Below are 16,047 nucleotides of genomic sequence, written 5' to 3' on the forward strand. Positions count from 1 at the left end.
AGCCCGGGGAGGCCCGCGGACGGGCCTCCCCGGGGAACGGGTCGGAAGACGGTCACGGGTGGCTGGTCAGATAGCCGCCCATGCTCCGGAAGAAGTCGACGCCCCGGTGCTCGACGCCGTCGTCCGTGCGGACCCGCTCCACGACCACCCCGTACTCCGAACCGCCGCGTGCGCCGGGGCCGCAGACGATCGCCACGCCCTCGCCCTCCGGGCGGAAGACCCGGCCGACGGTACCGCCGAGTCGGGCGGACGACACCGAGGCGGCCAGGACGCGGATGCGTTCCCCCTTGTAGTACGCGAAGGCGTTGGGGTACGGGTCGACCTGGGCCCTGGTCAGGTTGACGATGTCCCTCGCGGGCCAGGTCCAGTCGATCCGGCTGTCCTCGATGGACCGCTTGTGGAAGAAGGTGGCCTGCGCCGGGTCCTGCGGGGTCCAGTCGGTGCGCCCGGACCCGATCAGCTCCAGCGACTCCAGGACCGCCGGGGCGAACAGGTCGATGGTCTTGTGGAAGAGGTCCGTGACGGTGTCCTTGTCGGCCACGGCCACGCGCTTCTGGACCACGATGTCACCGAGGTCGAAGTCCTCGTTCATGAAGTGGACGGTGACGCCGACCTCGGGCTCGCCGTTGACGAGCGCCCAGTTGAGCGGCGCGAAGCCGCCGTAGCGGGGCAGCAGGGCGTCATGGACGTTGATGGCGCCGTGGGTGGCGAGGGCGTAGATCTCCGGAGCGACCCAGGTGCGCCAGTCCGAGGAGACCAGCAGGTCGGGCCGGAGCTCCCGCAGGCGCTCGGCCACCTCCTCGTCGTTGGCGTACTTGCGGACCAGGACGGGTATGCCGTGCCGTTCGGCCATGCCGGCGACGGAGTCGTTCCAGATGGTCTCGTAGGCGTGGTTGCTCGCCGGGTGGGTGATGACGAGCGGGACCTCGTGTTCGGACTCCAGCAGGGCTTCCAGGACTCGGGTGCCCCAGGTCTGGTAGCCCATGAAGACGACGCGCATGGATGCTGCCTTTCCGGTCACGGCCGCGTGAGCGGCAGGGACCATACGTAGGCGAAGCCGGCGCCCGCCTTGTGGTCGAAGGTGTCGCCCGCCTCGTAGGTGGCGAGCGCACCGCTGTAGCGGGAGTTCGGGGACCTGCGGCTGACCACCGTGCAGGAGCCCTTGTAGAGCTCCATGGTGATCTCGCCGTTGACCTGCGGCTGCAGGGTGGCGACGAAGCCGTCGAGGGCACGGCGCAGGTCGGAGAACCAGTAGCCGTAGTAGGCGAGTTCGGCGTAGCGCAGCGCGAGCGACTGCTTGTGATGCAGCGTCTCGCGGTCCAGGACGACGGCCTCCAGCTCCTCGTGCGCGGCCATCAGCACGGTCGCGGCGGGAGCCTCGTAGATGCCGCGGGTCTTGAAGCCGACGATGCGGCTCTCGACGATGTCGACGCGGCCCACGCCGTGGCGCGCGGCCACGGTGTTCAGACGGCCCACCAGCTCGGTCAGCTCCAGCTTCTCGCCGTCGAGGGCGACCGGCACGCCGCCCTCGAAGCCGACGGTGATCCGCTCGGCCCGGTCCGGGGCCGACTTGGGATCGGCCGTGAGCTGCCACGCCCGGGCCGGCGGGGCCTGCTCGACGTCGTCGAGCTCGCCGCACTCGATGCTGGTTCCCCAGATGTTGGTGTCGATGCTGTAGGGGTTCTCCTTGGTGACCGACACCTCGATGCCGTGTTCCCGGGCGTAGGCGATCTCGGACTCCCGGGTGGTCAGCTCCCAGTCGATGACCGGGGCGAGCACCTTCAGGCCGGGGTCGAGCGCGGTCACGCTGGTGTGGAAGCGCACCTGGTCGTTGCCCTTGCCGGTGGCGCCGTGGGCGACGGCGTCCGCGCCCTCCGCGTGCGCGATCTCGACCATGCGCTGGGCGATCAGCGGCCGCGAGAGCGGAGCGGCCACCAGGTACTTGTTCTCGTAACGGGCGTGCGCCTGCAGGGCGGGGAGGGCGAAGTCCCGCAGGTAGCGCTCGGAGAGCGGCTCCATGTAGACCTTCGAGGCGCCGGTGCGCAGGGCCCGGTCCCGGACGGCCTCCAGCGATTCCAGCTGACCGATGTCCGCGCAGAAGGCGATGACCTCGGCGTCGTACTTCTCCTTGAGCCAGTGCAGGGCCACGGAGGTGTCGAGCCCTCCGGAGTAGGCGAGCACGATCTTCATGCGTTCTCCAGGGTGCGATGACGGGCTGGGGACGGTGCCTGAGGGGTCACGCGGCCAGTTCGGCGAGGACGGCGTCGAGGACCTTGGCGGTCTCCGCCCCGCCGGCGACCTCGCGGGCGGCCCGCAGCGTGGCCTCGTGGGCGGTCCGGAGCTTCTGGCGTGCCGAGTCCAGCCACTCCGCGTGGCCCTCGACGGCGTTCCGCAGCTCGGCGCGGACGGCCTCGACGCTCTGCGGGGAGGTTCCGCCGGGGCTGGTGTAACTGGTCACCGCGGTGCGGGGGGCGAAGATGTGGGCCAGCACCGACTCCTCGACCGGGTGGCCGAGTTCGGCCAGGATCCGCGCGCCGGCGACGGTGTCCCGGAGCGTCGCGCCCTCCTTGATCAGAGTCGAGACGAGCGTGCCGGTGATGTGGTGGGCCTCCCGGAAGGGGATGCCGTGGTCGGAGACCAGGTAGTTGGCCAGCTCGGTGGCGGTGGAGAAGTTGTCCCAGCAGAGGTTCTCGCCGCGCTCGCCGTCGAACCGGAGCCCGCGGGCCTGGCCGGCGACGATGCGCAGGGTCGACAGGTAGGTGTCGATGGCGTTCCACAGGTACGGCTTGTCGTCCTGGAGGTCGCAGCTGTACCCGAGGGTCACGCCCTTGGCCATGGTGAGCAGCTGGACGAGGGTGCCGACGGTACGGCCGGACCGGCCGCGGGTCAGCTCGGCGACGACCGGGTTCTTCTTCTGCGGCATGATCGAGCTGCCGGTGGCGTACGCGTCGGACACCTCGACCAGGCTGTACTCGTGGCCGCTCCACATCACGATCTCCTCGGCCATGCGGGAGAGGTTGTTCCCTCCGAGCGCGAAGGCCGAGGCGGTCTCGATGAGGTAGTCGCGCGCGCTGGTGGCATCGAGGGCGTGGCTCAGGACGCCGCCGAATCCGAGCAGGCGGGCGGTGGTCTCCCGGTCGAGCGGGAAGGAGGTGCCGGCCAGCGCGCAGGCGCCGAGCGGCGACTCGTCCGTCCGCTCGAAGGCGCCGCGCAGCCGCCGGACGTCGCGGAGCAGCAGGCTGGCGTGCGCGGTCTTCCAGAAGCCGACGGAGACGGGCTGCGCGGCCTGGCTGTGGGTGTATCCCGGCAGGATCGACAGCAGCTCCTCCTCCGGGAAGGAGAGGAGCTCCTCGATCAGGGCCAGGTTGGCGGCGACCGCGTCGAGCTGGACGCGTCGCAGGTACATGCGGGCGTCGGTGGAGACCTGGTCGTTGCGGGACCGTGCGGTGTGCATGTGGCCCCCGACCTCGCGACCGAGGTCCTCGATGACCATCTGCTCGATGTTGAAGTGGACGTCCTCGAGTTCCGGACGCAGTGTCAGCTCACCGCGCTCGTGCCGCTCCCACAGCTTCAGCAGCGAACCGAGGATCGCGCTCGCGGTCTCCTCGGGAATGACGCCCTGCCGCCCGAGCATCAGCACGTGCGCCATGTCCTGCCAGAGATCGGCGAAGACGAGCCGGACATCGACATCCGTCGTGAGCGTGTAGTCGAGGACATCGGGCGTGATGTCCTCGTCGAAGCGGCCGCCCCACAACTTGTCGGTCATCTGAATACTTCCTTCGATCTGGCGCGATTCCAGCCGCGTTTTCTGTCTGTCGATATCGGATTCGATCATCAGAGGACGTCCGAGCGGCTGTCCACGGTCATCGACTGGCCGCGTAGGGACGTGTCCGGAGATGGCCAGCCGCGGCACGCGAAAGCGGAAAGCCCCCGACCCGCGGCGTTGCCCAACCGCCCTCTTCCCCAAGGACTTTCCGCCCCTCCGCCCGCATGTCTCGACATGTGAAACGGTCTTGTCCGGTCGAACTCTCTGTGATTTCGTCACGTTGCTCGCCGAGCGGACGTCGAAGTCGCCGGCGATTATCCGGGCACCGCCCTCGAAGTGGATTCACGTTCCACCGCCACCTGTTCTCGCCCGCACATTCCCGCTCGCATTTTCCGCGCGCGGCGTTCGCGATCCGCCGAGCGGAAAAGAACGAAAACCCCCGATCCCGGAGGAAGCCCACCGTGTCCCAGCCAGCCCCGGCGGCCGGCGCCGAGAACGCCCCCGAAGACCACGGCGAGTTGTACGGGGCCTTCCGGACCGTCGCCCTCTCGGCACCGCACGCGCCCGCGGTCGTCGACCGCGACGGCACCGTCTCCTCGTACGCGACGCTGCTCGACGCGGTGGAGACCGCCGCCGGGCGCCTGGCGGCGGAACTCGACGGGGACGACGTCCTGGGGCTCGCCGCCGGGTCCCCGGTCGCCTTCGTCGCCCTCTACCTGGCCGCGGCGAAGCTCGGCGTGGTCACGGTCCTCCTCGACAGCCGGCTCTCCGAGCGGGAGAGGGAGCGCGCCTGCGCCCGTTTCGACGTCACCCGGCTGGCCGTGGACGCTCCCGGTCCCGCCGGCGGGGCCTCGTTCCGCCTCGTACCGTCGCCCGGCGCCGAGTCGCGCCGCGCGAGGTCCGACAGCGGTTACGAGGCCGGGGACTTCGTCGTGCACTGCACGTCCGGTTCGACGGGTGAGCCCAAGGGCATCGTGATGAGCCAGGCGGCGATCGCGGCCAGGGTCCGGCTGTGGAGCGGCGACCTGGAACTCGGCCCGTCGGACGTGGTGCTGTGCGCGCTGCCGCTGTCGCACTGCCACGGCATCGACATCCTGACGCTGCCGGGGCTCCTGACCGGCGCGACCGTGGTGTTCGCCGAGGGCTCCCGGTCGACGGGGCGAGGACTCGCCCGCCTCATCGAGGCGAGGAAGGTCACGGTGATGAGCGGACTGCCGCTCATGTACCAGATGCTCGTCTCCGCGCACCGGGTGCCGGCGACGGCGCTCCGCACGCTCCGGCTGGCCATCGCCGGCAGCGCGCCGCTGGGGACGAGCACCCAGGAGGCGTTCCTGGAGCGGTACGGCCTGCCCCTGCGACAGGTCTACGGCCTGTCGGAGATCGGCGCCATCTGCTTCGACAGGACGTACGTCGGCAAGGGCTCCATCGGCAGGCCGATCAGCGGAGTGGAACACCGGCTGGAACCGGTGCCGGCCGGGGACGCCGGGACACCGGTCGTCCACGAGCTCCACGTGCGCGGTCCCGCCCTGGCCCGCGGCTACCACCGCGACCCCGCCGCGACCGCGGAGATGTTCGTGGACGGCTGGCTGCGGACCCAGGACCTCGTCCGGGCGGAGCCGGACGGCTGGTACGTCCTCGGCCGCCGCTCGGGCTTCATCAACGTCGCCGGACACAAGGTCGGACCGCTGGAGGTCGAGGCCGCGCTGCGCGAGTGCCCCGGCGTCCTGGAGTGCGCCGTGGTCGGCGTCCCCGACGCGGGAACCACCGAACGGGTCGCCGCCCTGCTCGTCACCGGCCCCGGGTTCGATCCGGACGCGGTACGCAGGCGGCTCGGCGAGCGCCTGCTCTCCCCCCAGCTGCCCCAGCGGTACGAGTTCGCCGAGGCACTGCCGCGTACACCGCTAGGCAAGACCGACTACGCCGCCGTCAGGCAGCTCATGAACACCGGGAAGAGGGACGGAACATGACCAGGGGCCCGATCGGGGAGAGCTTCCTCCCGGACGCGCCGGACCGGCTCGACGGCGTGGCCGACGGGGTGTACGCCGCGCTGGCGGCGGGCACGCCGATGGACCACGAGCAGGACGCGGGCGCCGTCTTCGCGCTCCTGAAGCGGACCCGCGCGACCACGATGCTCGTCCCCGCCTCCTGCGGCGGCAAGGGGACCTCGGCCCAGGACGCGGTGCGCTTCCAGGTGGCGCTGGGCTCGATGGCCCCGTCCGCGGCCATCGCGACGACCATGCACCACTACAAGATCGCCGCGCTCGGCCAGGTGGCGGACTCCGGCGACGAGGGCGCCGCGACGATCCTCAAGGGCATCGCCCACGAGGCCCGGCTCGTCGCCTCCGGCGGCGCCGAGTCGACCCCCGGCCGGGACCTGCGGAGCCTGGGCAGCCAGGCCGTGCGCGACGCCGCCGGATACCGCGTCAGCGGCCTGAAGCGGCCGTGCTCCCTGTCCCGCAGCATGGACGTGCTGTCGCTGATGGTCGAACTGCGCGCGCCGGACGGCACACCCGAGGGATACGCGCAGGCGTTCGTGGACGCCGGTGCCGACGGCGTGGAGCGCGAACCGTTCTGGACCAGTCCGCTCTTCCTCGCGGCGGAGAGCCACGCCGTACGTCTGTCGGACGTCCCGGTGCCGCCGGAGCAGGTCTTCCCCCTGCGGGGCGAGACCGGCCGGCGCTTCGCCACCGACTGCTACAGCTGGTTCCAGCTGCTGATCAGCGCCTCGTACCTCGGGATCGCCTGCTGCCTCGCGGCGGCCACCCCCCGGGACCGTCGGCCGGAGGCGCGCGGCTGGACCGCCGCGGCGGCGGAGCTCCGCGAGCTGGAGGCCGGCCTGCTCGACGCGGCACGCGCGATCGACACCGGCGCCCCCCTCCAGGAACAGCTCAACCGCGCGACGGCGGCGAGGGACCGGATCGAGGACGGGATCGGCGGCATCGGCGGCCGGCTGCTGCGGGCCGCGGGCGGCGCGTCCTTCGCCCGCACCTCCTTCCCCACGCTGCTCGCCGGCGGTCTGAACGCGATCGCCTTCCACCCGCCGCAGCGCGGTGCCCGTCACGGCATCGGCCTGGAGCTTCTGAACCCGGACACGAGGGACCGCAACTGATCATGTACACCAAAGAGCAGTTCAGTCTGCCCCCGTCGGCCGTGCGCGACTTCGTCCGGGCCAGGTCGTTCGGGGTCCTGGCCACGTACCACGCCGGTGAGGTCTTCACCTCGCCGCTCCCGGTCGACCTGCGCGAGAGCGCGGACGGCGAACTCTTCGTCGCGGGGCACGTCGCACGGGCCAACGGGATGTCCGCCGTGTTCGAGACCGGGGCGCCCGCCACGATCACCGTGCTGGGGCCGGACACCTACATCCCCGCCGAATGGTTCGGCACGCGCAGCCGCATCCCCACCTGGCTCTACTGCGCGGTCGAGATCAGCGGCCGGCTTGAGCTCAGCGACGACGTCCGCAAGCGCGCCGACGTCGAGCTGCTGATCGACCGGCTCCAGAAGCGTACGGTCGAGGGCTCGACCTGGACCCTGGACGAGATCCCCGCGGACCTCTCCGGGGAGTACCTGAAGCACATCGTCGGCTTCCGGCTGCGCGACCTCCGCCTCACCTCGTGCTTCCGGCTGAACCAGGGCAAGGGCGGGACGGAGAACCTGGCCACCGCGCTGCGGGACGCCGACGCCGACGCCCTCCGGGAGCTGGCGCGGATGGTCCTCGCCCCGCCGACGGAAGGACCGGGATGTCCGGTCTCATGAACGGGCAGGACCGGCTCGGCCGACTGCTCGGCCTCCGTCCGGACGACCGCACCGCCGTCGACTGGCGCGGCGGGCGGCTGACCTACGCCGAGCTCGACGCGGCCGTGGACGACCTGGCGCGCGCCCTCTCGGAGCGCGGGGCGGCCCGCACCCACGTGCTGGTGCTCGGTCCGCTGACTCCGGCCTATGTCGTCGGACTCCTGGCGGCCCTCCGCAGTGGTGCCGTCCCCGTGCCGGTCGACGCCGGCCTGCGGCCCGACCAGTACGCGTGGGCCGAGCAGGTCGCCCGGCCGTCGGCCGTCCTGAGCAGCGACGTCTCCACGGCGGCGCACTACCGGGGGATCGGCGCCGTGGACGAGTGGGTCCTGGAGTCCGCCACCGGCCGCGTCCTCCTGGAACTCCCGGCCGGGCACCGGGCCCGGCGCGTCCGGCGCCACGCGGCGCACGACGCCGGTTACCTCATCCCCACGTCGGGATCGACGGGCGCCCCCAAGGCGGTCGTGGGCAGCCGCACCGGTCTCGGCGACTTCCTCTCGTGGTTCACCACGGAGTTCGGACTGCGCGGCACGGACGTCTGCGCCGCCGTCACCCGGGTGAACTTCGACCCCTCGCTGCGCGAACTGCTGGCCGTGCTGGCCGTCGGCGGCCGGCTCGCCCTGCCCGAGGTCGACGCCCAGCTGGACCTGCGGGCGCTCGCGGACCACCTGGTACGCAGCGAGGCGACGCTCGCCTTCCTCGTCCCCTCGCTCGCGCGCCGGATCGCGGACACCCTCCAGGCGGACGGTCTCCGCCTCGACCACCTGCGGCTGGGCTTCTTCGCCGGCGAGGTGCTGCCGACGCGCGTGGCCGCGCAGTGGAACGGGATCGCCCCCGGGGCCGAGTTCGTGAACCTCTACGGCATGACCGAGGGGACGCTCGCGCAGCTCTTCCGCCGGAACGTCCAGGGCGCGGGTGACGGCGGCGCGGAAGGCGTACCGGTCGGATCCCCGCGGCCGGGCGTCTCCGTCGCCATCGACCGGCCCGACGCCGACGGACGCGGCGAGGTGCTCATCACCTCGGCCGCGCCGGCGCTGGGCACCCTCGCCGAGGACGCCGACGGGGCGGAGACGTTCCGCGTCGATCCGATGCCCCGGGTGCTGCGCACCGGCGACAGCGGATACCTCGACGAGCACGGCCGGTTGGTGGTGACGGGGCGGCTCGGGAACGACCTGAAGGTCTCCGGCAGACGGGTCAGCTTCCACCGCCTCGTCGACGAGATCGAGGAACTGCCCGGCGTACAGCAGTGCGTGGTGGTCGACCGGGAGGGCCCGCAGGCGTTCCTCGCCGTCGCCGACCCCACCCGGGCCCGGGCCGAGGAGCTGCGCGACGCGGTGCACGGGGTGGCGTCGCGGATGCGGCTGCCCCGTCCCGCCGTCCACCTGCGGGGAGCCTTCCCGCTGTTGCGCAGCGGGAAGGTCGACCGGGTGGCCCTGGCCGCCTCGCTCGCCGACGCCCCGGCCGGGACGGGCGCCGGATCACACCCGGTCGGCGATGTCGCCGGGGCACCCCCGGTCACCGATGTCGCCGGGACGCTGTGCGGACTCCTCGGCCTCGACTCCACCGCCACCGCCACGACGTCGTTCGTCGACGCGGGGCTCACCTCGCTGGACATGATGGAGTTCGTCCTGGAGGTGAACCGGCGGTTCGCGACCGACTTCTCGGTGCAGGACTGCTTCGCCCACCGCGACGTGGCGTCCCTGAGCCGGGCGATCGAGCGGGAGCGCGGTCGGGCGGGCGGCCCGGCAACCCCGTCGGGCAGCCCCGCGTCCCCGCCCGTCCCCGAACCGGAATCCCTCCCCGCGGCGGCCGGAGACCCGGACGTCGCTCCTCTCTCCACCCGCCAGCGGGCCTACATGGCGGTCTGCATGAGCGACGGCAACGCCAACTGGTGCAACATCTCACGGGAGATACGGATCGCCCGGGCCGTGACCCCGGCCGAGGTGGCGGCGGCCGTCGACGCCGTCGTCGCCCGCCACGACGTCCTCAGGCTCTCGCTCACGGAGGACTGGACGCGTCAACTCCACCGCGACGCCGCCGATGTCCGCTGCCCGGGCGTGCTCCACGACGGGGGCGAGGCCGACGACGGCGGGGAGCGCGGTCACCGCGCACGGGTCCAGGACGCCCGCGTCCGGGCGGTGTCGGAACTGATCGACCCCACGGCGGCCCCACCGCTCAGGGTGGTCGCCGTCCCGGGCACCGGCACCAGCTCCGTCCTCGTCGTGGCGCACCACCTGTTCGTCGACGGGCTGAGCCTGGACCTGGTCGCCGACGAGCTGCGCTCCCTGCTGACGGGCAGGACGCTCCCCGACGCCCCGGCGCCGCACGGCTACCGCGCCTACTGCCGGGCGACCGAGCGCACCGCACACACGGCCGTTCCCGAGGCCGCCTACTGGGAGGACCTGCTCAAGGGGGCGGGGCAGACCGAACTCCCGGAAGCCGGCGGCGAGGGCGCCCGCCTCGGGGAGCTGATCTCGCGGCCGTTCGGCGTCACCGGCACGCGGGCCGCCCACCGGATCGCGGAGGCGCGGGGAGTCTCGGTCTTCGCGGTCGTGCTGGCCGCGTTCGAGCGAGCCGTCTCCAGGACCTTCGGGCTCGGCCCGCTGACCCTCGTCGTCCCCGTCCAGGTGCGGGAGGGAGCGCGGGCCGGCACCGCGGGCATGTTCACCAGTCAACTCGTCGTACGCGGCCGCGGTCCCGACGGACCGGCGGAGCGGGCCGTCGAGTTCGCCCGGCAGCTGGAGGACGGAGTGGCCCACAGCGCCTGGGAGTTCGACCAGCGGGCCGAGGCCCTGGGCCTCGACGGCACGGAGCACTTCCCGCTGTCGACGGTGCTCTTCAACCAGCACCCCAAGCCGCGGGGCCTGCGCGCCCGTGACCTCGGGGCGTGGCGGCCCCGGTCGCTGGGCCGGACCCTGCGCTACCAGCTGCAGGGCGAACTGCAGATGTCGGCGGGCGAGATGGCCCTCACCTACTACTACCGGCGGGGGATCGCCATGGACCGGCCCGATGTCATCGACCGGCTGCACGCGGACGTCCTCGCGGCACTGTGCGAAGCAGGAGGAGACCTCGATGGGGCATGAGACGGCACCACTCACCGAGCACGAGGCACGGCTCCTCGCCCTCCGCGCGGGCCGGACTCCGGTGTACGCGTACCGCAGGCAGGCGCTGCGCGAGGCGGTGGCGCGGATCCGAGCGGCCTCGCCTCCGGGGGCGGGCCTCTACTACTCGCTGAAGGCCAATCCGTACACCGGGGTCGTCAACGCGCTCGCTCCGCTGGTGGACGGCTTCGACGTCTGCTCGCTCACGGAGCTGGAGACCGCGCTCGACACCGGGACGCCGCCGGACCGGGTGCTCTTCACCGGACCCGCGAAGTCCCGCGCGGAAGCGGCGGCGGCCCTGGCCGCCGGGGTCGCGGCGACGGTCGAATCGCCCCTGCAGGCCCGCCTGTTCGCCGAGGTGGCGGTCGAGCTCGGGGTGACCGGGCGCGCGGTGATCCGGCTCAACCTGCCCTATCCGGGCCGGACCCGGGACGCCGAGCCCACGCCGAACCAGTTCGGGGTGGCGGAGGACGACCTCGCCGAGGTGGTGGACGTCCTGCGCGCCTCGCCGCTGTCGGTCACCGGTCTCCAGCTGTTCTGGGGCTCCCAGTACGACGATCCCGCGATCGTCCTGGACACGCGGAAGGCCCTGACGGAACGCGCGAGGGCGTGCGCCGAGGAGTTCGGCCTCGCGCTCGACTTCGTCTCCGTCGGCGGCGGCATCGCGATGCCCTGGCGCGACGCCGACCCCCCGGTCGACTGGGCCGCGCTGGAGTCCGCGGACCCCCAGTCCGACGTCCCGGAGGAGGACCGGCTGCCGCTCGTCTGCGAGTACGGCCGGTCGATCGCCGGTCCGGCGGGCAGCCTGCTGACCACCGTCCTCGACGTCAAGACCGTCGGCCACCGCAGGTACGTCCTCGTCGACGCCGGCATGAACGACCTCCTCCTCGCCAGCCGCCTGCTGTCCGGTGGCGACCGGGGCGAGCTCCGGGTCCGGGCGCTGGGCGCGGAGGACCGCCCGACGGTCCCGCACACCTATGTGACGGGTCCGCTCTGCTCGCAGCTCGACGTGCTCGCCGCGGACATCGAACTGCCCGCCGTGGAACCGGGCGACCTCCTGGTCTTCCCGGACGTGGGCGCGTACGGACCGAGCTTCAGCCCCGGCGGATTCCTGAGCCGCGACAAGGTGAGAGAGATCGTCTTCTGACATGAGTGACACCACGCCCCAGGGCCCCCGGACCGGGCGAGCGCGGGACGGGCTGAGCCCGATCCAGCGCGCCTACCTGATCGGCGGCCAGGACGGCCTCGAACTCAGCGGGCCGGCCCGCTACTACCTGAGCTGTGACCTGAGCACGGAGCGCGTGTCCGGGATCGGCGCCCAGCTGCGCCGGCTGGTGCGGGACAACCACGTCCTCCGCCTCGACGAGGCCGCCGACCTGTCCCTGTCGACACTGCCCGCGGACGTCGCCCGGGATGTGGACGTCGACGTCCGCTGGGTCGACGACGCCGACTTCGACGCGGCCGACGACGCGGTCCGCCGCGCCTGGACGTCCGACGCCTTCGAGTTCGGCGGCTGGCCGCAGTTCCAGGTGTCCGTGGTGCGCTCCGCGCACCGGGCCAGGCTGCACCTCGTGTACGCGCTGTGGCTGATGGACGCGGCGTCGCTCGCCGTCTTCCTCGGCGAACTGGTCGCGGACCCGAGCGGCGCGGAGACGCGTACCGCCGACGCCTCCGGTACATCCGACGCATCTGGTACATCCAGTACATCCGACGCCTCCGGTACGTCCGGCAGGGCGCCCGAGCACGGTCGGCCCCGCCGGGACCGGTCCGCACGCGACGCGGCCTTCTGGCGCACACGGGCGGCGGCGCTTCCCGCCCCGGCGGAGCTGCCGCTGCGGCCCGCCTGGCGGGACTCAGGCCCGGCGGTGTCGCACCGCATGGTCACCCTCGACGCGGCCACCGCGGGCCTGATCGACACGTACGCCCGCGCCCACGCGCTGACCCCGGCGATGGTCTACCTCGCGGCCTACGGCGTCGTCCTCGGCCGTCTCGGCGGCGGCGCGGCCCACACGCTCACCGTCCTGCACTCCCGGCGCACCGGACCGGTGACCCCCGTCTCCCTCGGCAACCAGGGCGCCACCATGCCACTGGAGGTTCCGGAGACGACCGGACAGAGCTTCGCCGAGATCGCCCGGACGGTGCAGAGCCGATACCTGTCCCAGGCCATGCACGCCACCCTGAGCGGCGCCGAGATCATGCGGCTCGCCGACCCCACCGCGGATCTGCGACGGCTCGCCCACCCCTTCGCGTTCACGGCACTGGAGGTCGACGGGGTACGCGAATCCGCCCTGGGACTGCGCCGCCGCTGGGACGACGTCCAGCTACGGGTCCCCCAGGTGCTGATCGACCACCAGGTCGTCAGGGAGTCCGACGGCACCGTCCGGCTGGGCTTCGACTGGCGGACGGACGCCTTCGACGCCGGTTTCGCCGAGGACTTCGTGGCACGGTGCGAGGCGTTCGTCCGGGAGCTCGCCGAGGACGGCGAGAACTGGACCCGCCGCCCCGCACGCGCCGTCGTGTCCGCACCACCGCGCCCCCGCCCCGCCACCTCCGCCGAAGCTCCCTCCGACACGCTCCACCAGCGGGTGCTGCGGTGCGCGGCAGGGCGTCCCGAAGCGCCCGCCGTCCATGACGAGCGGGGAACACTGAGCTACGCCGAACTGGTCCGACAGGCCCGGGCGGTCGCGGATCTGCTGCTGGCGGCGGGTGCGCGCTCCGGTGACCGGGTCGCCGTCCACCTGCCCCGGGGACGGGGCCAGGTCGTCGCGATGCTCGGCGGCCTCCTCGCCGGCTGCGCCTACATCCCGCTGGATCACGGCATCCCGGACGGCCGCCTCGACAGCATCGCGCGACGCGGTGACGTCCGCTTCGCGATCACCGACGGGCGGCCCGCCGCCGACGCGCGCTGGGCGGAGCGGGGCGCGCGCCCGCTGCCGCTTCCCACGGACGAGGCCGTGCCCGGCACCGAGTCCGGGACCGATCCCGAGACCAGGCCCGGGGCCGTGCCGGAGGCCCGGACGCCGGCCGGGTGCCAGGGGGCGGACGTCCCGTCGCACGCCACCGCCTACACCATCTTCACCTCGGGCTCCACGGGCGAGCCGAAGGGCGTGGTGATCTCGCACGCCGCGGTCCTCAACACGATCGACGCGGTGAACGAGGAGTTCGCCGTCACGGCGGCGGACCGGATCCTCTCGGTCTCCTCGATCGGCTTCGACCTCTCGGTGTACGACGTCTTCGGACCACTGGTGCGCGGCGGCTCCGTGGTGATGCTCTCGGAGGAGAGCGCCAAGAGCCCCGCCCGCTGGACCGCTCTCATGGACCGGCACCGGGTCACCCTCTGGAACTCCGCCCCGGCCCTGGCGTCGCTGCTGGCGGAGGAGGGAGCCGCCATCCCGTCGGTGCGCGCCTTCCTGCTGAGCGGCGACTGGATCCCGCTGACGCTGCCGTCCGCGCTGCGGCGGATGGCCCCGGAGGCCGAGGTCATCTCCCTCGGCGGCGCGACCGAGGGATCGATCTGGTCCATCTTCCACCGCGTCGAGGAGGCCGACTGCGCCGGCCGGTCGATCCCCTACGGCAAGGCCCTGCCCGGCCAGGAGATCCTCGTCCTCGACGCCTGGGGCGAGGTGTGTCCGGACTGGCAGATCGGTGAGATCCACATCGCCGGGAAGGGGGTCGCCGACGGCTACGCCGCCGACCCGGTGAAGACCGCGGCCGCGTTCTCCGACGACCCGGTGTTCGGCCGGCTCTACCGCACCGGCGACCGCGGTCGCCGCCACCCCGGCGGGAACGTCGAGTTCCTGGGGCGGACCGACAGCCAGGTGAAGCTGAACGGCCACCGGGTGGAACTGGGCGAGATCGAGCACCTCGTCGAGCGGGCCCCCGGGATCGGCCGGTGCGCCGTGGCCGTCCGGGACGACGGCCGGCGCAAGCGGGTCGTCGCCTGCGTCACCCTCACGGAGGCGGCGACGGACAGCTGGCGGCAGGACGTGCTCGCCTCGCTCAGGAACTCCCTGCCGCACTACATGGTCCCCGACGCGCTGCGGGAGCTGGACGAGCTCCCGCTGAACGCGAACGGCAAGCTCGACCGGCGCCGCCTGGAGCAACTGCCGTGGGACGAGCCCCCGGTGGGCGAGGAACCGGTCGACGAACAGGACCTGCTCGCCCGCGAGGTCGCGAACTGCTGGCAGGAGGTCCTGGGCGAGGCCCCGGGCGGCGAGAGCTTCTTCGCTGCCGGTGGAACCTCGTACGACGCGATCCGGCTGCTCTCGGTCCTGCGCAGCAGGTACGGCCACGACATCGGGTTCGGGAGCTTCATGACCGATCCGACGGTCGCCGGTCTGGCCGAGCTCTGCCGCCGGCCGCGTACCCCGGGCTCCTCCGGAATCTGGACGTACCGGCCCCGGCGCAGTGCCGCGCCCAGGCTGCGGTTGGTCCTCTTCCCGCCGGTGGGCGGCGGTGTGTCCTGCTACGCGGACCTGGTCCGGGAGCTCGCGGGGGACATCGACGTCCACGTGGTGGGCCTCGACGCGCCGCAGGAGGAGGCCGCCGGCGGTACCGTCACGACGCTCGGCGGGCTCGCCCGGCGCTGTCTGGCGGAGCTCTCCGGGCAGCTCCCGGCCGACGGTGTGCCCCAGGTGTTCGCCGGGTGGTCGTTCGGCGGTGCCCTGGCCTACGAGGCCGCCCGCCTCTCGGGCCCGGCCGTGGCCCGGGTGGTCGTGATCGACACGCCCGTATCCGCGGTGTCACGCGGGTCGGACAGCGGCGACGGCGACGAGGCGCTGCTCGCCGGGTTCCTCCGGGACATCGAGGAGACCAGCGGCGTACGGCTGGACAGCGCGCGGGCGGCCGCCGACCCGGCGCTCGGCACCCGGTTCGCGGTGTACCGACAGAACATGGCACTGCTGCGCGACTGGGACCCCGTCCCCTCGGCCGTCCCCCTGGTGGAGTTCCGGGCCGCGGACGGGCCCGCGGAGGCCCACCCCGCCGCCTGGGCCGGGATCGCCCGTCGCGAGGAGGTCTCCTCTTTGGCCGGCGGACACTTCGCGGTCTTCGACGGCGACAACACGAAGCAGGTCAGAGACGCGATCGAAGGAGTCAAGAGCGATGTCCGAATCTGATGCGCGCGCCGCGGTCCTCGCCGAGCTCGGGGCCCACGGTTATCCGCTCCTCGCGGCCGACCCCGACGCGGACCTGATCGGTCACGGGGTCAACTCGGCCGCCCTGATCCAGATCCTGTCGGCGCTGGAGGACCGCTTCGACGTCGACCTGGAGCTCGAGGCCCTCTTCGCCGGCCCGGTCACCGTGTCCGGCCTCGCGGCGGAGCTCGTACGCGCCACCGGAGCCTCCGGGCACGCCGGGTGAGCCGGGCCCGCACTCACGGACCCACACCCT

Annotated in this window: 10 protein-coding genes; 7 read left to right on the forward strand and 3 right to left on the reverse strand. The window is 72.9% G+C overall.

Annotated features, from left to right (window positions below; all coding sequences use genetic code 11):
- Positions 1-52: 52 nt before the first annotated feature.
- Genes QK442_RS05800 through argH form a run of 3 tightly spaced genes read right to left on the reverse strand, consistent with a single transcriptional unit; the run spans position 53 to position 3,766 of the window.
- Positions 53-1,000, reverse strand: a complete 948-nt coding sequence (locus tag QK442_RS05800) for a methionyl-tRNA formyltransferase (protein ID WP_282692716.1) — start codon at positions 998-1,000, stop codon at positions 53-55.
- 17 nt (positions 1,001-1,017) lie between these two features.
- Complete coding sequence (locus QK442_RS05805; protein ID WP_282692717.1) at positions 1,018-2,190, reverse strand: argininosuccinate synthase; 1,173 nt, start codon at positions 2,188-2,190, stop codon at positions 1,018-1,020.
- Between the two features lie 46 nt (positions 2,191-2,236).
- The gene (argH, locus tag QK442_RS05810; protein ID WP_282692718.1) at positions 2,237-3,766 is read right to left on the reverse strand and encodes an argininosuccinate lyase; all 1,530 of its coding nucleotides are present in this window, start codon (positions 3,764-3,766) and stop codon (positions 2,237-2,239) included.
- 461 nt (positions 3,767-4,227) lie between these two features.
- On the opposite strand from argH, the gene QK442_RS05815 reads away from it, so the two are divergent.
- The 7 genes from QK442_RS05815 to QK442_RS05845 are packed head-to-tail and all read left to right on the forward strand — an operon-like array spanning position 4,228 to position 16,017.
- Positions 4,228-5,733, forward strand: coding sequence for a class I adenylate-forming enzyme family protein (locus QK442_RS05815; RefSeq protein ID WP_282692719.1), 1,506 nt, complete (start codon positions 4,228-4,230; stop codon positions 5,731-5,733).
- Positions 5,730-6,875 carry a hypothetical protein gene (locus QK442_RS05820; protein ID WP_282692720.1) on the forward strand — a complete coding sequence of 382 codons (1,146 nt, stop codon included), beginning with the start codon at positions 5,730-5,732 and terminating at the stop codon, positions 6,873-6,875. Before QK442_RS05815 ends, QK442_RS05820 begins: the two co-directional genes overlap by 4 nt.
- A gap of 2 nt (positions 6,876-6,877) precedes the next feature.
- Positions 6,878-7,519 (forward strand): FMN-binding negative transcriptional regulator, encoded by a 642-nt coding sequence (locus tag QK442_RS05825; protein ID WP_282692721.1) that lies wholly within the window; start codon positions 6,878-6,880, stop codon positions 7,517-7,519.
- Positions 7,504-10,638 (forward strand): AMP-binding protein, encoded by a 3,135-nt coding sequence (locus QK442_RS05830; protein ID WP_282692722.1) that lies wholly within the window; start codon positions 7,504-7,506, stop codon positions 10,636-10,638. Before QK442_RS05825 ends, QK442_RS05830 begins: the two co-directional genes overlap by 16 nt.
- Positions 10,628-11,803 (forward strand): alanine racemase, encoded by a 1,176-nt coding sequence (locus QK442_RS05835; RefSeq protein WP_282692723.1) that lies wholly within the window; start codon positions 10,628-10,630, stop codon positions 11,801-11,803. Before QK442_RS05830 ends, QK442_RS05835 begins: the two co-directional genes overlap by 11 nt.
- 1 nt (position 11,804) lies before the next feature.
- On the forward strand, positions 11,805-15,773 hold the full coding sequence (locus QK442_RS05840; RefSeq protein WP_282692724.1) for an amino acid adenylation domain-containing protein: 3,969 nt from the start codon (positions 11,805-11,807) through the stop codon (positions 15,771-15,773).
- The gene (locus tag QK442_RS05845) at positions 15,760-16,017 is read left to right on the forward strand and encodes an acyl carrier protein (protein ID WP_282692725.1); all 258 of its coding nucleotides are present in this window, start codon (positions 15,760-15,762) and stop codon (positions 16,015-16,017) included. The genes QK442_RS05840 and QK442_RS05845 overlap by 14 nt, the downstream gene beginning before the upstream one ends.
- The last annotated feature ends 30 nt before the right edge of the window (positions 16,018-16,047 follow it).

It is taken from the genome of Streptomyces sp. CC208A (genome assembly GCF_030010625.1).
In the GTDB taxonomy this organism is placed as follows: Bacteria; Actinomycetota; Actinomycetes; order Streptomycetales; family Streptomycetaceae; genus Streptomyces.